This is a genomic window from Pseudomonas saxonica (assembly GCF_007858365.1).
Classification (GTDB): domain Bacteria; phylum Pseudomonadota; class Gammaproteobacteria; order Pseudomonadales; family Pseudomonadaceae; genus Aquipseudomonas; species Aquipseudomonas saxonica.
Map to the genome: position 1 here is coordinate 46,680 of NZ_VFIO01000004.1, position 24,304 is coordinate 70,983.

23 protein-coding genes are annotated in these 24,304 nt (G+C 55.7%); 11 read left to right on the top strand and 12 right to left on the bottom strand.

Annotation, left to right across the window (positions count from 1 at the left end; genetic code table 11):
• Positions 1 to 39 precede the first annotated feature (39 nt).
• The 3 genes from sutA to glnK all read right to left on the bottom strand — a co-directional run bounded on the left by sutA (position 40) and on the right by glnK (position 2,576).
• Complete coding sequence (gene sutA, locus FJD38_RS12535; protein ID WP_146385566.1) at positions 40 to 363, bottom strand: transcriptional regulator SutA; 324 nt, start codon at positions 361 to 363, stop codon at positions 40 to 42.
• 502 nt (positions 364 to 865) lie between these two features.
• Positions 866 to 2,203 (bottom strand): ammonium transporter, encoded by a 1,338-nt coding sequence (locus tag FJD38_RS12540; protein ID WP_122786280.1) that lies wholly within the window; start codon positions 2,201 to 2,203, stop codon positions 866 to 868.
• 34 nt (positions 2,204 to 2,237) lie between these two features.
• Positions 2,238 to 2,576, bottom strand: a complete 339-nt coding sequence (gene glnK, locus FJD38_RS12545; protein ID WP_146385568.1) for a P-II family nitrogen regulator — start codon at positions 2,574 to 2,576, stop codon at positions 2,238 to 2,240.
• A gap of 415 nt (positions 2,577 to 2,991) precedes the next feature.
• Between glnK and FJD38_RS12550 the strand changes: the two genes are divergently transcribed.
• Both FJD38_RS12550 and FJD38_RS12555 read left to right on the top strand, forming a co-directional pair.
• Positions 2,992 to 3,252: an accessory factor UbiK family protein gene (locus FJD38_RS12550; protein WP_122786279.1), complete on the top strand. Its 261-nt coding sequence runs from the start codon at positions 2,992 to 2,994 to the stop codon at positions 3,250 to 3,252.
• A gap of 149 nt (positions 3,253 to 3,401) precedes the next feature.
• Complete coding sequence (locus FJD38_RS12555) at positions 3,402 to 4,895, top strand: YifB family Mg chelatase-like AAA ATPase (protein WP_146385570.1); 1,494 nt, start codon at positions 3,402 to 3,404, stop codon at positions 4,893 to 4,895.
• A 678-nt stretch (positions 4,896 to 5,573) separates the two neighbouring features.
• Here FJD38_RS12555 and FJD38_RS12560 read toward each other — a convergent pair.
• The 3 genes from FJD38_RS12560 to FJD38_RS12570 form a co-directional block, all read right to left on the bottom strand.
• A complete protein-coding gene (locus FJD38_RS12560) occupies positions 5,574 to 6,284 on the bottom strand; it encodes a DUF4225 domain-containing protein (RefSeq protein WP_146385572.1) in 711 nt (236 codons plus the stop codon).
• On the bottom strand, positions 6,274 to 6,777 hold the full coding sequence (locus tag FJD38_RS12565; RefSeq protein ID WP_146385574.1) for an Hcp family type VI secretion system effector: 504 nt from the start codon (positions 6,775 to 6,777) through the stop codon (positions 6,274 to 6,276). Before FJD38_RS12565 ends, FJD38_RS12560 begins: the two co-directional genes overlap by 11 nt.
• Before the next feature lie 115 nt (positions 6,778 to 6,892).
• The gene (locus FJD38_RS12570; RefSeq protein WP_146385576.1) at positions 6,893 to 7,813 is read right to left on the bottom strand and encodes a LysR substrate-binding domain-containing protein; all 921 of its coding nucleotides are present in this window, start codon (positions 7,811 to 7,813) and stop codon (positions 6,893 to 6,895) included.
• 145 nt (positions 7,814 to 7,958) lie between these two features.
• On the opposite strand from FJD38_RS12570, the gene FJD38_RS12575 reads away from it, so the two are divergent.
• Entirely contained in the window at positions 7,959 to 9,362 is a 1,404-nt protein-coding gene (locus FJD38_RS12575) for a NorM family multidrug efflux MATE transporter (RefSeq protein ID WP_146385578.1), read from the top strand.
• A gap of 40 nt (positions 9,363 to 9,402) precedes the next feature.
• Here FJD38_RS12575 and FJD38_RS12580 read toward each other — a convergent pair whose 3' ends face one another.
• Positions 9,403 to 11,052, bottom strand: a complete 1,650-nt coding sequence (locus FJD38_RS12580; RefSeq protein WP_146385580.1) for a putative bifunctional diguanylate cyclase/phosphodiesterase — start codon at positions 11,050 to 11,052, stop codon at positions 9,403 to 9,405.
• Between the two features lie 259 nt (positions 11,053 to 11,311).
• Between FJD38_RS12580 and rep the strand changes: the two genes are divergently transcribed.
• Both rep and FJD38_RS12590 read left to right on the top strand, forming a co-directional pair.
• Positions 11,312 to 13,321, top strand: coding sequence for a DNA helicase Rep (rep, locus tag FJD38_RS12585; RefSeq protein WP_122786272.1), 2,010 nt, complete (start codon positions 11,312 to 11,314; stop codon positions 13,319 to 13,321).
• Positions 13,322 to 13,377: 56 nt separating this feature from the next.
• Positions 13,378 to 13,950, top strand: coding sequence for a xanthine phosphoribosyltransferase (locus tag FJD38_RS12590; protein WP_122786271.1), 573 nt, complete (start codon positions 13,378 to 13,380; stop codon positions 13,948 to 13,950).
• Between the two features lie 81 nt (positions 13,951 to 14,031).
• Here the strand turns inward: FJD38_RS12590 and FJD38_RS12595 are convergent, their stop codons facing one another.
• The gene (locus FJD38_RS12595; protein WP_146385582.1) at positions 14,032 to 15,963 is read right to left on the bottom strand and encodes an acetyl-CoA hydrolase/transferase C-terminal domain-containing protein; all 1,932 of its coding nucleotides are present in this window, start codon (positions 15,961 to 15,963) and stop codon (positions 14,032 to 14,034) included.
• 175 nt (positions 15,964 to 16,138) lie between these two features.
• Positions 16,139 to 17,632, bottom strand: a complete 1,494-nt coding sequence (locus FJD38_RS12600; protein ID WP_122786269.1) for an aldehyde dehydrogenase — start codon at positions 17,630 to 17,632, stop codon at positions 16,139 to 16,141.
• 168 nt (positions 17,633 to 17,800) lie between these two features.
• On the opposite strand from FJD38_RS12600, the gene FJD38_RS12605 reads away from it, so the two are divergent.
• From FJD38_RS12605 to FJD38_RS12615, 3 genes are all read left to right on the top strand, one after another.
• Positions 17,801 to 18,172, top strand: a complete 372-nt coding sequence (locus tag FJD38_RS12605; RefSeq protein ID WP_122786268.1) for a cupin domain-containing protein — start codon at positions 17,801 to 17,803, stop codon at positions 18,170 to 18,172.
• 217 nt (positions 18,173 to 18,389) lie between these two features.
• Complete coding sequence (locus tag FJD38_RS12610) at positions 18,390 to 18,686, top strand: I78 family peptidase inhibitor (RefSeq protein WP_146385584.1); 297 nt, start codon at positions 18,390 to 18,392, stop codon at positions 18,684 to 18,686.
• Positions 18,687 to 18,801: 115 nt separating this feature from the next.
• Positions 18,802 to 19,098, top strand: a complete 297-nt coding sequence (locus FJD38_RS12615) for an I78 family peptidase inhibitor (protein ID WP_158637863.1) — start codon at positions 18,802 to 18,804, stop codon at positions 19,096 to 19,098.
• A gap of 94 nt (positions 19,099 to 19,192) precedes the next feature.
• Here FJD38_RS12615 and rpmG read toward each other — a convergent pair whose 3' ends face one another.
• On the bottom strand, positions 19,193 to 19,348 hold the full coding sequence (rpmG, locus tag FJD38_RS12620; protein WP_003437824.1) for a 50S ribosomal protein L33: 156 nt from the start codon (positions 19,346 to 19,348) through the stop codon (positions 19,193 to 19,195).
• 11 nt (positions 19,349 to 19,359) lie between these two features.
• Positions 19,360 to 19,593 carry a 50S ribosomal protein L28 gene (gene rpmB, locus FJD38_RS12625; RefSeq protein ID WP_019410280.1) on the bottom strand — a complete coding sequence of 78 codons (234 nt, stop codon included), beginning with the start codon at positions 19,591 to 19,593 and terminating at the stop codon, positions 19,360 to 19,362.
• A gap of 450 nt (positions 19,594 to 20,043) precedes the next feature.
• Here rpmB and FJD38_RS12630 point away from each other — a divergent pair, with 450 nt between their 5' ends.
• Positions 20,044 to 21,630 carry an ABC transporter substrate-binding protein gene (locus FJD38_RS12630; RefSeq protein ID WP_146385586.1) on the top strand — a complete coding sequence of 529 codons (1,587 nt, stop codon included), beginning with the start codon at positions 20,044 to 20,046 and terminating at the stop codon, positions 21,628 to 21,630.
• Between the two features lie 3 nt (positions 21,631 to 21,633).
• Here FJD38_RS12630 and radC read toward each other — a convergent pair whose 3' ends face one another.
• The gene (gene radC, locus FJD38_RS12635; RefSeq protein ID WP_122786264.1) at positions 21,634 to 22,308 is read right to left on the bottom strand and encodes a RadC family protein; all 675 of its coding nucleotides are present in this window, start codon (positions 22,306 to 22,308) and stop codon (positions 21,634 to 21,636) included.
• 123 nt (positions 22,309 to 22,431) lie between these two features.
• Here radC and coaBC point away from each other — a divergent pair, with 123 nt between their 5' ends.
• Both coaBC and dut read left to right on the top strand, forming a co-directional pair.
• The gene (gene coaBC, locus FJD38_RS12640; protein WP_122786263.1) at positions 22,432 to 23,640 is read left to right on the top strand and encodes a bifunctional phosphopantothenoylcysteine decarboxylase/phosphopantothenate--cysteine ligase CoaBC; all 1,209 of its coding nucleotides are present in this window, start codon (positions 22,432 to 22,434) and stop codon (positions 23,638 to 23,640) included.
• Positions 23,641 to 23,645: 5 nt separating this feature from the next.
• Positions 23,646 to 24,101, top strand: coding sequence for a dUTP diphosphatase (gene dut, locus FJD38_RS12645; protein ID WP_122786262.1), 456 nt, complete (start codon positions 23,646 to 23,648; stop codon positions 24,099 to 24,101).
• The last annotated feature ends 203 nt before the right edge of the window (positions 24,102 to 24,304 follow it).

Genomic DNA, 24,304 nt, shown 5'->3' on the forward strand with positions numbered 1-24,304 from the left:
AGCGACGGCGGGTTTTCTTTTCAAGCCCAGTGGCAATCCTTAGATAGGACGGCTGCCGTACTTGTTGTCTGGCTTTTTGGGTGGGTCTGCCACCACGTTCGCCTCGACTTCCTGCACCTTGCCACCACGGGATAGGAACTCTTCCATCGCGCGAGCCAGAGCATCACGCTCTTTGTTTTTGGCTTCTACGCTGGGCAGGTCATCAACCGACACTGCAGCTTTGGATTTGCCTTTGGCCACAGGGACCGGCGTATCTTCGCCATCGTCGTCGGCCACGTCATCGGCAGCGGCTTCAAGACCCTCTTCGGTCTCGTCCTCGTCACCTACTTCGAGGTCATCATTTTCCAGATCGTCGTCGCTCATGTTCTACCTCATGACTTTCGTAAAGCAGATTATTTATATAGACCAGATGCGACAAATGTCGACCTCGGGTGGCGAAAAAGTAGCCCTGGTCAATCCCCGGCTTACGCCTCTTCACCGCGAAGGGTGATGAGGACTTTACAAGCACCGTCATATTCACGCTGCCCGTCCAAAAACACTGTGCCAGCGAGCCTTCTGCCACCGACCTTGCCCTACAGACACGATCTGCAACAGCCCGACTTGCAAAGCATGGAAACGTCAGGAGATTGTCCACGTCTTCATCTTGCACAGGGAGCAGCTTTGCTGCCCTCGGCGCGCATTCTAGCGTGCTCTAGAAAAAAACAAAGCAGCTAATAGTCGAGTTGTGCGGTAAGTGTTCATCCTACAAATTTTACCCGCGGGGATCCTTCTTAAAACTGTAGGAAAAATCATTGTCTTGAAGGGGATAACGCACATTCGAGACAAAAAAATACCCGGCAAGCCGGGTATTTTTAAAAAGTGCTACTTACAAGTTGTAGCCTCTTTCGTTGTGTTGTGCCAAATCCAGACCAACCGCCTCTTCCTCTTCGGTCACTCGAAGGCCCATGACGGCATCCAGCACCTTGAGAATGATGAAGGTCACCACCGCTGTGTAGACGATGGTAAAGGCGACGCCTTTGAACTGAATCCAGACTTGGGCACCAATGTCGGTTACCGCGCCGAAACCACCCACTGCAGGGGCCGCAAACACGCCGGTCAGAATGGCGCCTACGATACCGCCGATGCCGTGAACACCGAACGCATCCAGCGAATCGTCATAGCCCAGCTTGCGCTTGAGTGCAGTGGCGCACAGGAAGCAGATCACGCCTGCTGACAGGCCGATCACAATGGAGCCCATAGGGCCTACGGTGCCTGCGGCGGGAGTGATGGCCACAAGGCCGGCTACCACGCCTGAGGCGATGCCCAAGGCGCTTGGCTTGCCGTGGGTGATCCACTCGGCAAACATCCAGCCAAGCGCAGCAGCGGCCGTGGCAATCTGCGTCACCAGCATGGCCATGCCCGCAGTGCCGTTAGCGGCGGCGGCGGAGCCTGCGTTGAAGCCGAACCAGCCGATCCACAGCATGGCGGCACCGACCAAGGTGTAACCCAGGTTATGGGGAGCCATCGGGGTGGTTGGGTAGCCTTTGCGCTTGCCCAGTACGATGCACGCCACCAGACCTGCGATACCGGCGTTGATGTGCACCACTGTGCCGCCCGCGAAGTCGAGTACACCCCAGTCCCACATCAGACCGCCAGGACCGCTCCAGACCATGTGCGCGATAGGCGCATAAACCAGCGTGAACCACACGCCCATGAAGATCAGCATGGCCGAGAACTTCATGCGTTCAGCAAAGGCGCCTACGATCAGTGCCGGGGTGATGATGGCAAAGGTCATCTGGAAGGTGATGAACACTGCTTCCGGGAACAGTGCCGTGGCCGAGGTGAGGCTGGCCGGCGTCACGCCCACCAGAAATGCCTTGCCGAAACCGCCGATGAACGAGTTGAAGTTGGTGACGCCTTCTTCCATGCCCGTCGTATCAAACGTAATGCTGTAGCCGTAAATGACCCACAGAATGCTGATCAGCCCGGTAATGGCAAAGCACTGCATCATCACGGATAGAATATTTTTGGAGCGCACCATGCCGCCGTAAAACAGCGCAAGGCCGGGAATGGTCATCAACAGCACCAAAGCGGTTGCAGTCAGCATCCAGGCGGTATCGCCGGAGTTCAGGACTGGAGCGGCCACTTCGTCTGCGGCCATGGCCAGGCCAGGCATTACGACAGACAACAGGGCTCCGAGCCCTGCGAATTTACGCAGAGTCATTGTGTTTTCTCCTGGGGCGTTGGGGTTTGGCGGCTTAGATTGCGTCGGTATCGGTTTCGCCGGTACGGATGCGAATAGCCTGTTCCAGATTGACTACAAAAATCTTGCCGTCACCGATTTTGCCGGTGTTGGCAGCCTTGGTTATCGCCTCGATAACCCGGTCAAGATCTTTGTCTTCAATGGCGACATCAATCTTCACCTTTGGCAGAAAATCGACCACATATTCCGCGCCGCGATACAGCTCGGTGTGACCTTTCTGACGGCCGAAGCCTTTAACCTCAGTAACGGTAATGCCCTGCACGCCGATTTCAGACAGCGACTCGCGTACGTCGTCTAACTTGAACGGCTTGATAATGGCGGTGACTAGCTTCATGAAACTTCTCCCGAATTGGTGGACTTGCCCCAGGAAAACAAACCCGGCTCAAGTCTAAGCGCAGTGTCTGGCTTTGTAACGCGTCGTTGCCAGTTGCAAGCAACACAACGTGTATCAATCGCTGGTGACGAAAACACTCCCTGAACCACCTGCCGCACTACCATCGTCACAGCAACTGCATCAGTACATGAGTCACTGGCAACTAAGCAGAAACCTTGCCATGTCTGAAAAAACCAATCATTACAGTCAATTATCATGAACAGATGGCATTTTGCTCTTGCGCCGACGGCATTTATGCACCCAAACAGTGCACAGCCTGCGAGCAGCCTGCGCGAAAGCTGTGCGCCGAGCCGTGTACATGGGGCCCAAAGCCTGCGTGCTACACTCGCCACCATCAGTTTTCAGGACCTTACCCATGCTCGCTCCCAAAGACCTTCTCGACGCCCTGAGTGGCCAAGCCTCCCGTTTGTTCAGTGGCGAAACGCCGTTGCCACGTAACGAAATCGAAAGCCAGTTCAAAGCCTTGCTGCAAAGTGGCTTCAGCAAACTGGACCTGGTCAGCCGCGAAGAATTCGACAGCCAAATGGTGGTACTGGCCCGCACCCGCGCTCGTCTCGAAAGCCTGGAAGCCAAAGTCGCGGAGCTTGAAGCCAAGCTGTTGCCGCCCGGCGAATAACGCTCGACGGCGGTGCGTTAGCTCACGATTTTTAGCTCTAAGAGCGGGTAGCCGCATCGTCTTACAAACACATCCCGTATCCATTCACGCCCTGCCCTTGGCCTGTGATTCGCGCACCATGCGTCTTTTGCCCGCTCAAGGAATGAGTCATGTCGCTGGCCATCGTTTACAGCCGCGCCCAAGTCGGTGTGGAGGCGCCCGCCGTCACGGTTGAGGTTCATCTGGCGAATGGTTTGCCAGCGCTGACACTGGTCGGGCTGCCCGAAACAGCGGTCAAGGAAAGCAAGGACAGGGTACGAAGCGCCATTCTGAATTCGGGGTTTGATTTCCCCGCCCGACGCATCACCTTGAATCTGGCGCCCGCCGACTTACCCAAAGATGGCGGACGCTTTGATCTGGCGATAGCGCTGGGCATATTGGCTGCCAGTGGGCAAATGCCCGCAGCGGCGCTGGAACAAGTGGAGTGTCTCGGTGAACTGGCGTTATCCGGCGCTATTCGCCCTGTGCAGGGCGTTCTTCCAGCCGCACTGGTGGCTCGTGCGGCGGGTCGTGCTCTGGTTGTGCCGATGGCCAATGCAGAAGAAGCCAGCCTGGCTTCAGGTTTGACGGTCATTGCCGCTGAACATTTGCTGCAAGTCGTGGCGCACTTTTCTGCCCGTTCGGTGATTGAACCCTATGTGGCGAGCGGCTTGTTGCACGCCAGCAAACCTTATCCAGACCTCAGCGATGTACAAGGGCAACTCTCAGCCAAGCGTGCACTGTTGATCGCCGCAGCGGGCGGCCACAACTTGCTGTTCACCGGCCCTCCCGGTACGGGCAAAACCCTGTTAGCCAGCCGCCTGCCCGGCTTGCTGCCGCCGCTGAACGAGCAGGAAGCGCTGGAAGTGGCCGCCATTCAATCCGTTGCCAGCCATGTGCCGTTAAGCTGCTGGCCGCAACGCCCTTTTCGTCAGCCGCACCATTCAGCCTCTGGCCCCGCATTGGTGGGGGGCGGCTCTAAACCGCAACCGGGCGAAATCACCTTGGCGCATCACGGCGTATTGTTTTTGGATGAACTGCCCGAGTTTGACCGCAAGGTTCTGGAGGTTTTAAGAGAACCGATGGAATCGGGTTTTATCGTGATTGCCCGCGCTCGCGACCGCATGCGCTTTCCGGCTCGGTTTCAACTGGTCGCCGCCATGAACCCCTGCCCCTGTGGCTATCTGGGTGAACCGACAGGACGCTGCCGCTGCACGCAGGAACAAATCCAGCGATACCGCAACAAACTCTCCGGCCCCTTGCTCGACCGGATCGACCTGCACCTGACCGTGGCGCGCGAAACCACCTCGCTTAATCCTGCGCAGGCCACAAACGACACCACGGCCAATGCTGCCGAACGAGTGGCGGCTGCCCGTGAGCGGCAATTGCAGCGTCAGGGGTGCGCCAATGCCTTTCTCGACTTGCCGGGTGTGCGAGCCCAATGCACGTTAAGGGCTGTGGATAACACTTGGCTGGAGACCGCGTGTGAACGCATGAGCTTATCTCTGCGCGCAGCCCATCGTTTATTGAAGGTCGCGCGAACATTGGCGGATTTGGAGCAAGTAAAAGAGATAAAGAGGAAGCATTTGGCGGAAGCGTTGCAGTATCGGCCGGACAGTCGGTGAAGGTTATAAACTGTAGGAGATTTCATTAAACAAATAAGGCTTATTCTATACACTCACCCAGAAACCATCCTCCCAACAAAAAAATCTTTGTCCTCACCTAATTTACTGATTATTATTTGGCCAATCCTACATAAATATATTATTAACTGATGAACTTCATAACAATCAGATATAATTGCGCCGTTGCCTTACCGGTGTTTAGCTGCTTAATTTTCTACACAATGCTTTTCGTTTGGTCATTACAAAAAGCAGGGCTCATCGATGGAAACTTTTTGAAAATCACCTGTATATAGCTGTGTATTTGTCTACATGCTATTTAGGCTTGCGCTTTTATATTCCTAGACTGCGCGAAAAACATGACAAACCACTGCCTCCTAGCCAACAATACAACTGAGCTATTTATGAATTTAAATAATTTTCTCCACTCATTAAGCTTGTACATACTGGTCATCACATGTGATGTTTTTTATACATCCCTATTGATGTGGGGAATAGAAATGATAATTACGCTTGACCACATGAGTTATTGGGTATTAACGCTAATTGTATTTCTAATAATTTTATTCTTAAGCATCCGATACTCAGTTCCGGAGCTGAGGAAAGTGTGGTAAAGCGCGACTTCTATAACTAACGCATGCCTATTTTGACATCCTCACATATAAACCCCAAAGACAAACATCACTGAATCTTATTCTCCACTCTATCCTCATAGTGAGCAGGCACGATCGAATTAAGCGTATTGTAATCTGAGAAAACCTCTAACAAGAGGGCTGCTCGGCCCGTTTGCTTATATGCTTTTTCATAATTAATCTTGTCTCTAACGAAAAGTTCTACGGAACCAACCCTTCGAACTGAGCGAATCAGCCCTCCCAGTGACAAACTTAAATCCAATGCCCCATATGCGAAATCACCTTTTTCTTCACTGTTCAAAATTTTTTGGTAAAACTTTCTCGTTGCTCCTTGGGCTGGATGCGCATCCGGCCCATTTAACATGTTTGAAGCTCCTTCATAAATATTGTTGCCACCATGAGCTATTAGTAATGCTCCGAAGGGAGTAGCCGCGCCCAAAGTTGTCCCTATTGTAGTTACACCTAAGGTTGTCTGCGCAGCTCCCGCAGCCAAAGTAACGCCATTCAACCAATAAAATCTCACCTGAGTTTGTAACGCCTGCTGCTCATCCCAAAAAACAGCAACGCCTTCAGCCGCACTAATAACGCCCTCTTTCACATCTTCAACCACCTCATCCACAAACGCCGAGACTTCCCCGAGAAACCCCAGCCGGGCAACACCGTCATGGATATGCATGGCACCAGCCGCACAGCCCAGCGCAATCAGTTCCTCGGCGGCTTGGTTAAGGTCTTCCAGTGAGCCCTGGGCCTCATCGTTCATGAGGAACCTGCCACGTCATGCCTGCGCTGGTACGGGCGGCGATATGTTCGAGGATGATGTCGCGATAGCGAATGGCGACCGTTTCGATCGGTTGCGATTGACCATTTGCACTCGAGGTAGGGACGTGCAGAACAATTTGGGCAATACGGGCTTCTCGCAATTCGATTCTGAAGTACTTCTCTTCACCTACAGTGGGTGACGCCCGATAGAGATGAATAATGCAATTCACCTTTTCGCCGTCATCCAATGCTTTAGCCAGAAGAGGCGAAGACTTGTCGATGTATTTGGTGATCACCACAGGGGAGTGATTGGCGTTGCTACCGAACGCGCTGGTGACCTGCCCGGCGAGCAAACCATGGGTCACCGATAACACCATGATCTCGTCCAGATGTGAGGTTTGACATTTATTACCCATGGACTGCGGGGTCGAACACCCCGCGGAGATCAGGCCGTTATTGACACCCTTAATGGTCATGTAACTGTTATTGGCCATGCGCTGCTCACGATCAGGTTGAAGCCTGCATTTTGAGCGAGTGGCGATACAAGCTTTGTAGGGGCTTTCTGAAGTTTTCAAAAGAACCGCTCAACAAAACCGGCAATGATCAGACTCAGCCCAGCCGTTCCACCGGTGGCAGTTCCATGGCATCCACCTCTTGCAGCAAAAAGTCGCTCAAGCGGCGCAACCGTTCGCCCCCGGGCCGGGTTTTGGGCCATACCAGGTAGTAATTTTCACCGCTGGCCACCGCCGCGCGAAAGGGCAGGCTCAAGCGGCCCTGAGCAACGTCTTCGGCAACCATCAACAAATCGCCCATTGAGATGCCATAACCCCGAGCCGCAGCAATCATGCCCAACTCCAGCGTGTCGAATACCTGGCCGCCTTTAAGGGAGACCTGTGCGGTCAGCCCCATGCAGTCGAGCCAGCGCCGCCAGTCTCGACGGTCAGGCGTGGGGTGCAACAATTCGGTGGCCGCCAGCCGTTCGGCATTCCAGGGCAAATCGTCTTGCACGTTGGGCGCTCCCACCGGGATCAGCATCTCGGGAAACAGCAAGGTCGCTTCCCAGTCAGGCGGGAAGTGACCGTTGCTCAACAGCACGGCGCAGTCGAAAGGCTCTTGATTGAAATCCACATGATCAATGTCCATCCACGCGCTGGTCAGTTGCACTTCATTGCCTGCCTGCAAATGGCGAAAGCGGCTCAAGCGCGCCAACAGCCAGCGCATGGTCAGCGTTGAAGGCGCCTTCATTCGAAGAATGTCATCTTCAGCGCGCAAGGTGGTGCACGCGCGCTCCAGCGCGCTAAACCCTTCGCGTACGCCGGGGAGCAACAGCCGGGCGGCCTCGGTCAGTTGCAATGTGCGCCCATTACGCTGAAACAAACGGCAGGCGAAATGAGCTTCAAGGGTTTTGATATGCCGGCTCACCGCGCTTTGGGTGATCGACAACTCTTCGCCCGCACGGGTAAACGAGCTATGGCGGGCGGCGGCTTCAAAAGCGCGCAGGGCATAGAGCGGCGGTAGATTACGAATCATCAGGGTTGTTCCGATAGCGCAAGGCGATAAGTAGCAAAGAGACGCATGAGTTTAAATCATGTCACTAATCATTTTTATCCCTTTGCTTAAATCAGTCAGGGCACCGAAAATTCAGCCTTTAAACGCACTTGAAGACAATTGACCGATGATCAAAAAGCATCCTGCACGTATCGAACTCGGGGCCATTCTGCGGCTGGCAGGGCCGCTGATTGCCTCGCAGTTGGCTCACATGTTGATGGTGCTCACCGACACGCTGATGATGGCGCGCCTCAGCCCCGAGGCATTGGCCGGTGGCAGCCTTGGGGCCGCCAGTTACTCATTCGTGTCTATTTTCTGCATCGGCGTCATTGCCGCCGTCGGTACGCTGGTGTCTATTCGCCAAGGAGCGGGGGACATAGAAGGGGCTACCCGCCTGACCCAGGCCGGATTGTGGCTCGCCTGGGCGCTGGCGCTGGTGGGGGCCGTGGCGCTGTGGAATATCAAACCTCTGTTGCTGCTGTTCGGCCAGACGCCCACCAACGTCGAAGCGGCGGGTCAGTTTCTGCTACTGCTGCCGCTGGCCCTGCCCGGCTACATGACCTTCATGGCACTGCGCGGGTTCACCAGTGCGATGGGGCGTGCAACGCCAGTGATGGTCATTAGTCTGATCGGCACCGTTGCCAATTTTTTGCTCAATTACGCACTGATCACAGGCATGTTCGGGCTTCCGAAGTTGGGCCTCATGGGTATCGGTCTAGTGACAGCGATTGTGGCCACGGCCATGGCGCTGGGGCTTGCGTGGCATATCCATCGTCACCCGGCCTACGATGCGTATCCGATCGGCAAAGGTTTATCCCGGCTTAATGTCACGTACCTGCGTGAACTGTGGCGGCTTGGCCTGCCCATCGGCGGCACCTATGCCGTGGAAGTCGGCTTGTTTGCGTTTGCCGCACTGTGCATGGGCACCATGGGCAGCACGCAACTGGCCGCCCATCAAATCGCCCTTCAGATTGTGTCTGCAGCTTTTATGGTGCCAGCCGGTCTGTCCTACGCGATCACCATGCGTATCGGCCAACATTATGGCGGTGGCGATTTACTGCGAGCACGATTGGCAGGCCGCGTCGGCATCGGTTGTGGCGCGTTGATCATGCTGGGTTTTTCAGTGGTGTTCTGGTTCTGGCCCACTCAACTTATCGGGCTGTTCCTGGACTACAACGACCCGGCGTTCCGTCCGGTCTTCGAGCTGGCCGTGAGCTTATTGGCGGTAGCCGCCTGGTTCGAGCTGTTTGATGGTGCACAAACCATCGCCATGGGCGCCATTCGCGGGCTCAAAGATGCCAGAACCACGTTCCTGGTCGGTCTGTTTTGCTACTGGGTCATTGGCGCCCCGATGGCATGGCTATTAGCGTTCACTCTGGGCTGGGGCCCTACGGGTGTTTGGTGGGGGCTCGCATTGGGGCTGGCCTGCGCGTCAATCAGCCTGACATTGGCCTTTGAATGGAAGATGCGGCGCATGCTCAAGCGCGCGCGTAAGGCCGAGAACGCTGCGAACGTGAGTGCCTTGACGTGATCAAGGTCTGCCCTGTTGCGCTTCAGGCCGGCGGCACAGTCTACTGCGCAGCCCCCAACGTCAAAAACTCCACCAGATCCGTCAGCGGCAGCGGTTTGCTGATGAAGTAGCCCTGTACCTGGTCGCAGCCAAACTCGCGCAGCAACGATAATTGCTCGGGGGTTTCGACGCCCTCGGCGACCACTTCCAGTTCCAGGTTGTGAGCCAGGTTGATCATGGCTAAAACCAGCTTGCGGTTTTCTTCACGGTCTTCCATGCCGCCCACGAAGCTTTTATCAATTTTAAGCAGTGCAATTGGCAGGCTGTTGAGGTGAACAAACGATGAGAAACCCGTACCAAAGTCATCCAGAGAGAAACGTACGCCCAGTCGCCCCAGCGCATCCATCGTCTGCTTGACCAAATCACTGCGGCGCATCACGGCGGTTTCCGTCAGTTCGAACTCAAGCCAGTTGGCTTCAACGCCACGCTCGGTGATCAGGCGGCTAAGGGTCGACAGTAACTGACTGTCTTGAAACTGGCGGAACGAGAGGTTGACGGCCATATGCAAGGGCGCCAGCCCTCGCTCGCGCAGCGCCTGCATATCACGCAGGGCACGCGAAATGACCCAGTAACCCAGCGGCACGATCAGCCCGCTTTGCTCGGCCAGTGGCACGAACTCATTGGGCGCGAGCAATCCGCGCTCGCCATGTCGCCAGCGCACCAGCGCTTCCAGCCCCACGATATTTCCCGTGATCAAATCCAGACGCGGCTGGTAATGCAACTCCAATTCGTCGCAGCGCAAAGCACGGCGCAGTTCACTTTCGAGGTCGGCCAGGCTTCGGGCATTGCGATTGATGCGCTCGTCAAACAGATGATAAGTACAGCCCTGGGTGCTTTTGGCCTGTTGCATGGCGATGTGCGCATGCCACATCAAGGGGTCGGCCCCGGCATTGACGCGGGCATGGGCAATCCCGAGGCTGCAACCGAGCAGCAGGCTTTCGCCGTCGATCCAGTAAGGCTCGGACAACACCTCGATGATACGTTCGGCCATCCACTCGGCACGCTCCGGCGCTCGCCGGGTATCGATCAAGAGTGCGAACTCATCGCTGCCTAACCGCGCCAACTGATCACCGGCTTCAAGTCTGCTTTTAAGGCGTGCAACCACCTGCAGAATCAATCGGTCACCGGCCTGATGCCCCAGCGCATCGTTGGCGTGACGGAAGTTGTCCAGATCCAGATGCCCAAGCGCCAGGCCCCGCCCTTCGTTTTCAGCAAGGCGTACGGCCAGCAGGGTCTGGAAGCCCTGGCGGTTGGCGATACCGGTGAGCGGGTCCTCTTCGGCCAGACGCTGCAAGGTGTATTCAAGAATGCCGCGCTCACGCACATGGCGTAGACAACGTCGCAGCACATCAGTGGTCAGACTCGGCCTGACCAGCCAGTCGCTGACGTCCTGAGGTGAAGTTTTGGGCTCCGCGTCCAGTAATAATACGGTGGGCAAGCGGCAACGACCCGGAGCAGGTTGCAAGGTGCGCGTAGTCAGGAGCAGTGCGTTTCGATCATTCTCAAACAGGTAGCTGACAGACTCCCAGTTTGGCGCGCACAACAAAATGACTGAGCCTCCCATCGGCAGCAGGCACTTTCGTACCAAAGCTTCCCAAGAAGGGTCTTCAGCCAGTAAAAGCAAACGCAAGGGTTCGACATGCTCAGACAAGCTAACTCCCTGGACTCTACTTAATGGAGTGATGGGCATTATGGTGCTCCCGTGGGTCATGGCACAGAGACCATTTGTCTGGAGCACGCGACCTGAACCTACCGTAAGGTAGACGCAAAATAAGGGGGTAGCCTGCGACAAACGCATAAAAGCGGCAAATTTAGATCAAGAGCCGTGTCACACCGTCGCACAGAGGCAGCATTATCTGCTCAGCCTGTTAAAATGCTCGCCCTTTTTACACACGACTCCCTAACTCGTCATGTCCCGACTCAATCCCCGGCAGCAAGAAGCCGTGAGCTACGTCGGCGGCCCTCTTTTGGTGCTCGCCGGCGCAGGCTCCGGCAAAACCAGCGTGATTACCCGAAAAATCGCGCATCTGATTCAGAACTGCGGCATCCGTGCCCAATACATCGTCGCCATGACCTTTACCAACAAAGCCGCCCGGGAGATGAAGGAACGGGTCGGAACGCTGCTTAAAAAGGGCGAAGGCAGAGGCTTGACGGTGTGTACGTTCCACAATCTGGGGCTGAACATCATCCGCAAGGAACATGCGCGATTGGGTTATAAGCCGGGCTTTTCGATCTTTGACGAAGCCGACGTCAAGGCGCTGATGGCCGACATCATGCAAAAGGAATACTCGGGCGACGACGGGGTCGATGAAATCAAGAACATGATCGGCTCGTGGAAAAACGACCTGATCCTGCCGCCCGAGGCGTTGGAAAATGCGCGTAACCCCAAGGAACAGACGGCCGCCATTGTTTACACCCATTACCAACGCACGCTCAAAGCCTATAACGCCGTGGACTTTGACGACCTGATCCTGCTGCCGGTCAAGCTCTTCGAAGAGCACGCCGACATTCTGGAAAAGTGGCAAAACAAGGTGCGCTACCTGTTGGTGGACGAGTATCAGGACACCAACGCCAGCCAGTACTTGCTGGTGAAATACCTGATTGGCACGCGCAACCAGTTCACTGTGGTTGGCGATGATGACCAGTCGATCTACGCATGGCGCGGTGCCCGCCCGGAAAACCTGATGCTGCTCAAGGACGATTATCCGTCCCTGAAAGTGGTCATGCTGGAGCAAAACTATCGCTCCACCAGCCGCATCTTGCGTTGCGCCAACGTGCTGATTGCCAACAACCCGCATGCCTTCGAGAAACAACTGTGGAGTGAGATGGGCCACGGTGATGAAGTGCGGGTGATTCGTTGCCGTAACGAAGACGCCGAAGCAGAGCGCGTGGCGGTTGAAATTCTCACGCTGCACCTGCGCACCGACCGGCCTTACAGTGACTTTGCGATTCTCTACCGCGGGAACTATCAGGCCAAACTGATTGAATTGAAGCTTCAGCATCATCAAATCCCGTACCGTTTGTCGGGTGGCAACAGCTTTTTTGGACGTCAGGAGGTTAAAGACCTGATGGCCTACTTCCGCCTGATCGTAAACCCGGATGATGACAACGCCTTCTTGCGGGTTATCAATGTCCCACGCCGAGAAATCGGTTCGACTACGCTGGAAAAGCTCGGAAACTACGCCACCGAACGCAAGATTTCGATGTATGCGGCCACCGATGAAATCGGCCTGGGCGAGCACTTGGACGCTCGCTTCACCGATCGTCTGGTGCGTTTCAAACGTTTTATGGACCGTGTGCGAGAACACTGCTCGGGTGAAGATCCGATTGCGGCACTGCGCAGCATGATCATGGACATCGACTACGAGAACTGGCTGCGCACGAACAGTTCCAGCGACAAGGCGGCTGACTACCGTATGTCCAACGTCTGGTTTCTGGTCGAGGCGTTGAAAAACACCCTCGAAAAAGACGAAGACGGCGCCATGACCATTGAAGAAGCCATCGGCAAGCTGGTGCTGCGCGACATGCTTGAACGCCAGCAAGAAGAGGAAGACGGTGCCGAGGGCGTGCAAATGATGACGTTGCATGCCTCCAAAGGCCTGGAGTTCCCTTACGTGTTCATCATGGGCATGGAAGAAGAGATCCTGCCGCACCGTTCCAGCATTGAAGCAGACACCATCGAAGAAGAGCGCCGCCTTGCCTACGTGGGCATTACCCGCGCACGTGAGACGCTGGCGTTTACCTTCGCCGCCAAGCGCAAGCAGTACGGTGAGATCATCGACTGCGCGCCGAGCCGCTTCCTTGATGAGTTGCCCCCGGACGATTTGGCCTGGGAAGGCAACGATGACACCCCTACCGAAGTTAAAGCGGTTCGCGGAAATACGGCATTGGCCGATATACGCGCCATGCTAAAACGTTAAAATCGACTATTTTTCACTCTACCTTCAGCGCATATGCGCTATTTGAGGACGTTACGTTGGAAGCACTGCACAAGAAAATTCGCGAAGAAGGCATCGTGCTTTCCGATCAAGTTTTGAAGGTCGACGCCTTTTTGAACCATCAGATCGATCCGTACCTGATGAAGCAGATTGGCGATGAGTTCGCGCGCTTGTTCAAGGATGCGGGCGTCACCAAGATCGTCACCATCGAAGCCTCGGGCATTGCCCCGGCCGTGATGACTGGCTTGAACTTGGGCGTGCCGGTGATTTTTGCACGCAAGCACCAGTCCCTGACCCTGACTGAAAACCTGCTGACAGCGTCGGTGTACTCCTTCACCAAGCAAACTGAAAGCACCGTGGCTATCTCGCCGCGCCACTTGCAGGCCACTGACCGCGTGCTGGTAATCGACGATTTCCTGGCGAACGGCAAAGCGTCGCAGGCACTGATTTCGATCATCAAACAAGCCGGCGCAGAAGTTGCCGGCCTGGGTATCGTGATCGAGAAGTCGTTCCAGGGCGGCCGCGCTGAACTGGACGCCCAGGGCTACCGCGTTGAATCGCTGGCCCGGGTTAAATCCCTGGCGGGTGGCAAAGTCACGTTTATTGACTAAACCCGATCTGTAGTCGCTGCCGCTGTCAGCGATTGACAGCGCAGCGCACCCTGATTGCAGCCTGCGGCAGCGACTACTGAGTTACGGGGTGATGTTGCGCGTTGCCTCCAATCCCGCCAGCAGCAAACGCTGGTACAGCTCTTCACGCAGACCGTCTGGGTTTTCCAGCCCCATGCGTTCGAGGTGCTCAGGGAATGACTGCGGTGAGGGCGCTTCCAGCGTGGCTTTGCCCAGTTCATAGATCTGCGTGAGCTTGAATTTGCTTTTAAGCCAGTTCAACGCCCGCAGCAGGTCTTGTTCTTGCGCGCTGAAATCGCTCCCCAGCGGATACTCCGGGAATAAATGCGGGTGCCGTTCGGCAATCCCCTGAAGGCGCTCCGGGCAGTTGTCCGTAAACCGTGGGTCAAGGCAAAAATCTTCCGGCAACTTACGGAAGAACTGGGCCTGGGCAATCAGTTCGGCCTGAAAGCGTGAATCGGTGATATTGAGCAACGCTTCGATCACTTGACGATCCGTTTTGCCACGCAAGTCCGCGATGCCGTATTCGGTGATCACAATGTCGCGTAAATGGCGCGGGATGGTGCAATGACCGTATTCCCAGACAATATTGGAATTTACTTCCCCGCCTGACTCACGCCAGCTGCGCAGAAGGATAATGGAGCGCGCGTCGTGTAATGCATGGCCTTGGGCAACAAAATTATATTGGCCGCCCACCCCGCTCAGCACTCGACCGTCTTCCAGTTGATCAGACACGGTGGCCCCGAGCAGCGTCATGGTGAATGCGCTGTTCACAAAACGGGCATCTCGCCGTTGCAAACGCTTCAGGTCTTCCTGGCCGTACAGCTCATTGATGTAGCTGATTGCGGTCATGTTGAATTCAGCACGCTGGCTGAGTGGTAACGCCCTTAAGCGCTGGTAAAAACTGTCTGGCCCCAATATGAAACCACCATGAACACTGACCCCATCGGTGTGCAGGGATTCGTCCAGAGTGCCAGCATTGGCTTGGCTCTGGCGCTCGACATCGGGGTAGACCTTGCGTCGAACAATGCCCGCATCCACCAGCACCATCAGCCCACTTACAAACATTTCACTGCATCCGTACAGGCCCTGGGCAAAGGGCCGGGTGCCACCTTCGCGCTCAATCAGGGCCTGCCACGGGGTTACATCGATCGTGTCCAACAGGGCGCGATAGCCTTCACCGTCGGATTGTCGCGCGAGCAAGGCCGCGGTCAATGCATCCCCCATCGAGCCGATACCAATTTGTAACGTACCGCCATCGCGAATCAAGGTGCTGGTATGCACGCCGATGAAATGATCTTGCAGGGTGAGCGGCATGTTGGGGGTTGAGAACAAACGTGTGCGCTCAACGTCGTCGATCAGGTAATCGAAGTCAGCGGCATTGACCTCTGAATCACCCGGCATATACGGCAAGTCGCCATGAACCTGCCCCACCATCAGAATGGTTTCGCCTGCGGCTCGGCGTTTGGCGATCATGGGCAGCAAATCAAGGGTGATGTCGGGGTTACAACTGAGGCTCAAACGGCTGGAGTCCTGCGGGTCGCAAGCAATCAACTGCGCAATCACGTTCAAACCACTGGCATTGATGTCACGGGCAGCGTGGCTGTAATTGCTGCTGACGTAGTCCTGCTGCGCTGGCGGGCTATCCAGCAAGCTGCCCGCCTGCATATAGAATTGCTGAATGTGAATATTGGCCGGCATACGGTTGTGGCGCAGGTCAGCCAAATAATCGAGCTCGATATAATCGCCGAACACCCTTTCGACAAAGGGCTCAAGAAAGCGTTGCTGCAACCCATCACCCAACGGCGGGCGACCGAGACTCAAGGCGGTATAAATCGTTAACTGGCGCTCAGGCAGACCTTTGATCCGCTGATACAGCGCATTGATCAACCGATTGGGCTTGCCCAACCCCAGCGGAATACCCAGGCGAATATGGGCTGGCAAACATGCGAGCAGCTCATCAACTGTGCGCTCGATCGAACAGGACTGCACCATCTGACCCTCCTTTACCATCCGTGTATAGAGATGTGACAGAGAGTGACTGTAGTAGGTTGCAAAGGCCAGCAATGTGCGCGCCTGTTTGCACGAACGGCGCCCGCTGTTTTTTCAGGAGGGAAACGTGTGCCCGCGCGTTGAATCGCACGGGCACAACACACTTTGACGCGGGGTGTTACAGCTTGATCCAGGTGGATTTCAGCTCGGTGTATTTGTCGAACGCATGCAACGACTTATCGCGGCCATTACCGGATTGCTTGAACCCGCCAAACGGCGCAGTCATGTCACCGCCATCGTATTGGTTAACCCACACGCTACCGGCCCGCAGCGCTTTGGCGGTCAGGTGCGCCTTTGAAATATCGGCCGTCCAGACCGCGGCAGCCAGGCCATAAGGGGTGTCGTTGGCAATCTGGATCGCTTCAGCAGCTGTATCGAAGGAGATGACCGACAGCACGGGGCCAAAGATCTCTTCCTGGGCGATTTTCATGGCATTGCTGACGCCGTCGAAGATGGTCGGCTCAACGTAAGTCCCGCCCGTTTCTTGCAGGATTTGCTTACCGCCCGCGACCAGTTTGGCGCCTTCGCTGTGACCCGATTCGATGTACGACAGCACTGTATTCATTTGCTGTGTATCGACCAGAGCGCCCACAGTGGTTTCAGGGTCCAGCGGGTTGCCTGGCTTCCAGCCTTTGAGGGCTTCGATCACCAATGGCAGGAAGGTGTCTTTGATCGAGCGCTCGACCAGCAGGCGCGAACCTGCGGTGCAGACTTCGCCCTGATTGAAGGCGATCGCGCTGGCGGCGGATTCGGCTGCAGCCTTAAGGTCTGGCGCGTCGGCGAAGACGATATTAGGGCTTTTACCACCCGCCTCCAGCCAGATGCGCTTCATGTTCGATTCGCCAGAGTAAATCATCAGCTGCTTGGCGATCTTGGTCGAACCGGTGAACACCAGGGTGTCGACATCCATGTGCAAGGCCAAGGCTTTGCCGACGGTGTGGCCATAACCGGGCAGCACGTTAAGAACACCTGCCGGGATACCTGCCTCAACAGCCAGTGCAGCAATGCGGATAGCCGTCAGTGGCGATTTTTCTGAAGGTTTGAGGATGACCGAGTTACCCGTAGACAACGCAGGCCCCAGTTTCCAGCACGCCATCATCAGCGGGAAGTTCCACGGCACAATGGCGCCGACCACGCCGACCGCTTCACGGGTAACCAGGCCCAATTGGTCATGTGGGGTGGCGGCCACTTCATCGTAAATTTTATCGATGGCTTCACCGCTCCAGCTCAGTGCACCGGCGGCGCCGGGTACGTCGATGTGCAGCGAATCGCTAATAGGCTTACCCATGTCCAGGGTTTCAAGCAGCGCCAGCTCCTCGGCGTTTTGCTTGAGCAGATCGGCAAAACGAATCATCACCGCTTTACGCTTGGCAGGGGCCAGCCGCGACCAGACGCCTGACTCGAAGGTTTTGCGGGCGTTTTCAACAGCACGCTTGGCGTCGGCGGCGTCGCAACTGGCGACCTTGCCCAGCAAGCGGCCGTCGACCGGGCTGAGGCACTCGAATGTTTCATTGGAGACTGCGTTGGTGTATTCACCGTTGATAAACGCACGACCTTCGATTTTTAGCTGTTGGGCCCGTTGTTCCCAATCAGCACGCGTCAGGGTGGTCATTCGAGTGTCCTCCTCATTGTTCAATGGAAGTGCCACCCTAACGAGTGGCCCTGGAACTTTCAATATATTTGACACATGGGGCGCGAATGGCTTGGCTTGTTCGTTTTAATAAACATAATCTTGTGTCTTTAAAGCCCACACATCACACATTCACGGGGGACAAGCACCATGAGTATCGAAAGTATCGTCGATTTCAGCACGGCCAACACTCAGACGGAGCGCTTCAGCCCGGCTCCAGAAAAAGTGCTCAAGGGCTCTCCTGAGCAAGTCATCCACAATCACTACAACAGTCCTTGTGGGCAGATGAATGCTGGCGTGTGGGAAGGAGCGGTAGGTCAATGGACCGTCAATTACACCGAGCATGAATACTGCGAAATCATGCAGGGCGTTTCAGTTCTGCGTGACCATCAAGGGAATGCCAAGACACTCCGTGCTGGTGATCGTTTCGTAATCCCGGCCGGGTTCAGGGGCACATGGGAAGTACTGGAGCCATGTCGGAAGATTTACGTCGTATTTGAGCAGACCCCTCCCACGCTCTGATTTAGACCACTTGAAAGCCTCGCCCTGATGACAGGGCGGGGCTTTTTATTGCCTGCTCTGGCACCCCTCAATGCACAAACGCCGAAACACCTCAGGCAATGCGCGCGGGTCAAATTAAGCCAGTCTTTGGAGGCAGGAGCTGCGGAGCCAAACACTCATGGACGAGAAGGCACTGACAGTCTCACCGCTCATACTCAATGACTGACAAGGATGACTTATGTCGACTTTTACTGTGGTTAAAGGTGCAGCACTGGCTGCATATGTAGCAATTTCGGCGTTTTCACTGCCATCGATGGCTGCTGAAGACGGGCTGTGCAATAAAAACATGGCAATCAACTATTTTTTGGCACCAGAGGCAACGCCTGAGCTGGTTGAGTGGTTACGCCATGCTTACGGCGCACGCGAGGTTCGCGTAGAACGGCCGGGAGAAGCCTTCACCAAAGAGTTCAACGCCTTTCGCTTGAGAGTGCTGGTGGACGAAGAGAATGTGTTGATCAAACAAATGTGTGGGTAAAGGCGCTTGGGGTCTTTTTGAGGGGCACGCAAACGCAGTGAACTGCTCTGCTGAAGCCCCCGCAAATACCTGCTTTTAATCAATCAAAAATCTATCTATGCAAGGAAGCTACACGATGACGTTAATGAAACTGAAAACAACAGCGCTGGTCGGCTTGGTAGCGCTTGGCTTGGGTGCTCTGGAGGCATCCGCAGCGGAGACGGTCGCAGGCAAATGCCACCTTGAGTTTGCGTTGACCAAAATGATGCACCCGGCCACGCCGGAGTTTCTGGAAGATATCCGTAACCGTTCGGGCTCAGCCACAGTACGCGTTGAAAAACCGGGTGAGAATTACACGCAAGAATTTCGCGATGATCGCTTGCGTGTCATCGTCGACAAAAACAACATCATGCAGCGCTATCTGTGCGGCTAATGGCATGACGCAGGCTTAGCTGTTGAGTCCCCTTCAAACACAAAAAAGGCCCGTATCTCGCGATACGGGCCTTTTTTGTAAGAAGAAAAACCAATTACTTGATTTTGGCTTCTTTGTAGATCACGTGCTTGCGAACCCGCGGATCGAATTTTTTGATTTCGATTTTGTCCGGAGTGGTGCGCTTGTTCTTATCAGTGGTGTAGAAATGGCCTGTACCAGCGCTCGACACCAAACGGATCAATTCACGCATGATTAGCTCCCTTAGATCTTGCCAGCACGGCGGATTTCGGCCAGCACGACAGTAATGCCGCGCTTGTCGATGATACGCATGCCTTTAGCAGATACGCGCAGACGAACAAAACGTTTCTCTTCTTCAACCCAGAAGCGGTGATGCTGCAGGTTCGGCAGGAAACGACGACGGGTTTTGTTATTTGCGTGGGAAATGTTATTCCCAGTCACCGGACCCTTACCGGTAACTTGACAGACTCTCGACATGCCTCAGCCCTCTAAAACCACATGCCCAACCCGGCATGGGTTGGCCGCTTAATCTCTCAGTCATGGCGCCAGGCGCCGCGTTTCTTTAAGGGTCTTACCGGCTACACCTACAAACGCAGGAACCGGGCCCCTAGAAAAGAGCGCTGCTTTATACCAGAAAGACTAAAGAGCAACAACAAGCGATGTGATTTGCTGTAATTAATTTAGCGCGCATTCTAGCGCCAATCTGCGCTAAAGCCTATGTCCGGCTATCTACTACCGCTCGTCGCGAGATGAAAGGTTTCAGTCCGAATTGAGCAAGGCCAAGGGTGCTGCGTAAATTCTGGCTACGCAGGGATGCCACAGATTACGCGTTAAAACGGTAGTCATTTGTCTACCTGCACACTACGGTAGGACTTTTCCAGACTGCACTCGCAGATGGGCCCCATCGACTTGCAAAGGAAACACACCATGCGCCTCGCTGCCGCCCCCTTTTTGCTGACAATGTGCTTGAGCCCGTGGGTTCACGCGGCCCCATTGACCGTTTGCACCGAGGCAAGCCCAGAAGGGTTCGACGTGGTGCAGTACAACTCGCTTACCACCACCAATGCCTCCGCAGACGTGCTGATGAACCGGCTGGTGGACTTTGACGCGCAAACGGGCAAGTTGGTGCCGGCGCTGGCGCAAAGCTGGTCAGTGTCCTCTGATGGCCTTGTGTACGATTTCAAATTGCGCCCGGGGGTCAAATTTCACACCACTAAATATTTCACCCCAAGCCGGGAACTGAATGCCGAAGATGTGCGTTTCAGCTTTGAGCGCATGCTGGACCCCGCCAACCCCTGGCACAAGGTTGCCCAAAGCGGTTTCCCTCACGCGCAATCCTTGCAGTTGCCAGCACTGGTCAAAAAAATCGAGACACCTGACCCGCTCACCGTGCGCTTTACCCTTAGCCATCCAGACTCCACATTCCTGCCCGCTCTGAGCATGGGTTTCGCCTCGATTTATTCAGCCGAGTATGCCGACAAGCTGCTCAAGGCTGGCACCCCTGAGCTGATGAACAGCCAGCCAATTGGCACAGGCCCATTTGTGTTCTCTCGTTTTCAGAAAGATGCGGTGGTGCGCTACAAGGCCAATCCTGATTATTTCGCGGGCAAACCTTCGGTTGACGGGCTGATTTACGCCATCACCCCAGATGCCAACGTACGACTGCAAAAACTGCGTCAGAACGAATGCCAGATAGCCCTTTCGCCAAAACCGCTGGACGTGGACAGCGCCTCCAAAGACCCGGCATTAAGCGTCGCTCAGACCCCCGCTTTTATGACTGCGTTTGTGGCCATCAACAGCCAGCATCCGCCGCTGGACAAACCTGAAGTGCGTCAAGCGATCAACCTGGCATTCGATAAAGATACCTACCTTAAAGCCGTGTTTGAAAACAGCGCTCAGGCGGCTAACGGCATCTACCCGGCCACCACCTGGAGCTATGCCAAGGACTTGCCGGGGTACGCTTACGATCCGAAAAAAGCCAAGGAACTGCTGGCCAAGGCGGGCCTCAAGGACGGTTTCAAAACAACCATCTGGACACGCCCAACAGGCAGCGTGCTAAACCCCAACCCAAGCCTGGGTGCGCAGTTATTGCAGGCTGACTTGGCCAAAGTTGGGATTCAGGCTGATATTCGGGTGATTGAATGGGGCGAATTGATTCGCCGTGCCAAGGCCGGCGAGCATGACTTGCTGTTTATGGGCTGGGCCGGGGATAACGGCGACCCGGACAACTTCCTCACACCGCAATTTTCCTGCGCAGCCGTGAAGTCCGGGACTAACTTTGCGCGTTATTGTGACAAAACGCTGGACAGTTTGATCAGCGAGGGCAAAACCCTCACCGATCAGGACAAACGCAGCGCGCTGTATCAAAAAGCTCAAGGGCTGATTCAGCAACAAGCGCTTTGGCTCCCCCTGGCACACCCAACGGCTTACGCGCTCACCCGCAAAAACGTACAGGGTTATCAGGTGAACCCGTTTGGCAGACAGGATTTTTCGACCGTCAGCGTCAAACCGTAATCCTTACATCCAGCCGTGCTCAACCATTGAAAGCGGCTGGCCTTCGCCAACAATAAAATGATCAAGCACTCGCACCTCAATCAAATCCAGTGCCTCGGTGAGGCGCTGAGTCAGCGTGCGGTCGGCCTCGCTGGGCAAACTAATACCTGACGGGTGGTTATGGCAGAAAATCACTGCCGCGGCGTTGTGCGCAAGGGCTCGCTTGACCACTTGGCGCGGATACACGCTGGCGCTGTCGATAGAGCCCCGGAACAACACCTCAAAGGCTAGCATTCTGTGTTTGGTGTCCATAAACAGACACCCGAACACCTCATGCTGTTCATGGCGCACTTGTGAGGTGAGAAAGTCTCGAACCGCTTGCGGGCTTTCCAGTGCGCAATCACGGCGCAAGCGCTCAGCCAAGTGACGACGGCCCATTTCGAGGACGGCCTGTAATTGGGTGAACTTGGCTGGCCCAAGCCCAAGCGGTCGGCAAAATGAGCTCAAGTCTGCCTCCAGCAAAGCCCGCAGACTCCCGAACTCATTGAGTAGATGGCGGGCCAGATCAACAGCGCTTTTGCCTGAGACTCCGGTGCGCAGGAAGATTGCCAATAGCTCGGCATCAGAAAGACTGGATGATCCATGCTCTAAAAGTTTCTCGCGCGGTCGTTCGGCCGCGGGCCAATCTCTGATACTCATAACACCTCCGTGTGAGTGGTCGCCCGCTGTTCCCTGGCAGGCGCTGTGTTATCTTAGCCCATCATTTTTGCGTGGCATTTGGCCATTTTCCGCGCAGTCATCATCGAACTAAAAGGCAGGCCTATGCAGCGGCTGTATCGAAAACGCATTGTTTTGGGCGTCGGCGGCGGCATCGCGGCTTACAAGAGTGCAGAGCTGGTTCGTCGTCTGCTGGATCAAGGCGCCGAAGTCCGCGTTGTGATGACGCGCGGCGGCAGCGAATTCATCACCCCCCTGACCATGCAGGCCCTTTCCGGTCACCCCGTTCATCTGGACTTGCTCGACCCGGCGGCAGAAGCCGCCATGGGTCATATCGAGCTGGCCAAGTGGGCCGATCTGGTGCTTATCGCGCCAGCGACCGCTGACCTGATCGCACGCCTTGCCCAAGGGTTGGCCAATGATCTGCTGACCACGCTGGTGCTCGCCACTGATGCCACGGTTGCCATTGCGCCCGCGATGAATCAGGCCATGTGGCGCGATCCTGCCACTCAAGCCAACACTCAATTGCTGCAAAGCCGCGGCTTGCGCGTGTTTGGGCCGGCCTCCGGGAGCCAGGCCTGTGGCGACGTGGGCTTTGGACGCATGCTGGAAGCCGATGATCTGGTGCATTGCGCAGCAGAGTGCTTTCAGCGCCAGCTGTTGACCGGCAAACACGTGCTGATTACCGCTGGACCGACGCAGGAAAACATCGATCCGGTGCGTTACATCACTAACCACAGCTCGGGGAAAATGGGCTTCGCCCTCGCCGAAGCGGCGGTTGAGGCCGGTGCCCGCGTGACCCTGATTACAGGCCCGGTGCACTTGCCGACCCCGGATCGGGTGAGCCGCATTGACGTCGTCAGTGCCCGCGACATGCTCGCGGCATGTGAAGCAGCGATCCCGTGTGACGTGTTTATTGCCTCGGCTGCCGTCGCGGATTACCGCCCAGAAGTCGTCGCCCCGCAAAAACTCAAGAAAGACCCTACCAAAGGTGACGGCCTGTTGCTGCAAATGGTGCGCAACCCCGACATCCTGGCCACCATTGCTACACGCCCTGACCGTCCATTCAGTGTCGGCTTCGCCGCAGAAACCGAGCACTTGCTCGATTACGCTGCGCGCAAGCTGAAGGACAAGAACCTTGACCTGATTGTCGCCAATGACGTGGCTAACCCCAGCATTGGCTTCAACAGCGAAGAGAACGCGTGCAGCGTGATTGATCGTCAATTGCACGCCACTGTGTTTGCCCAGACCAGCAAGGGCAAGATTGCCCGCCAGCTGATCACTTTTATCGCCGAACGTCTGAACCAGGTTTAACTCGTATGCACGCTTTACAAGCAAAAATTCTCGACCCACGCATTGGCAACGAATTTCCGTTGCCGCAGTACGCCACACCCGGCTCCGCGGGCCTTGACCTGCGCGCCATGCTCAAACAGGACACGGTGCTGGAGCCAGGGCAAACCCTGCTGATTCCCACTGGCCTGTCGATTTACATTGGTGATCCGGGCCTCGCGGCGCTGATCTTGCCGCGCTCGGGCCTGGGCCATAAGCACGGTATCGTGCTGGGTAACCTGGTCGGTCTGATCGACTCCGATTACCAGGGCGAACTCATGGTGTCGTGCTGGAACCGTGGTCAGACCGCCTTCAACATCACCATCGGTGAGCGCATCGCTCAGTTGGTGCTGGTGCCGGTCGTACAGGCACACTTTGAGATGGTTGAAGCGTTTGACGAAAGCCAACGTGGCGCCGGCGGTTTCGGGCACTCCGGCAAGCTTTGATTGTGAAGTATCCGCTCGGGCGCCCTGCCTGAGCGGATGTGTCTGACGGGTTAATTCAGGATGATTCTCGCCCGGATGGGGATACCTTTTTCAGCCTCGAATTCAATGGCAGCCTTGTGCCATAAGCCCAGTGATGCCAAATGGCCTCTCGAACTCTCGCGCCAAAACACCGTCCAAACCTTCAGTTTGCGTTCAACAGCCTA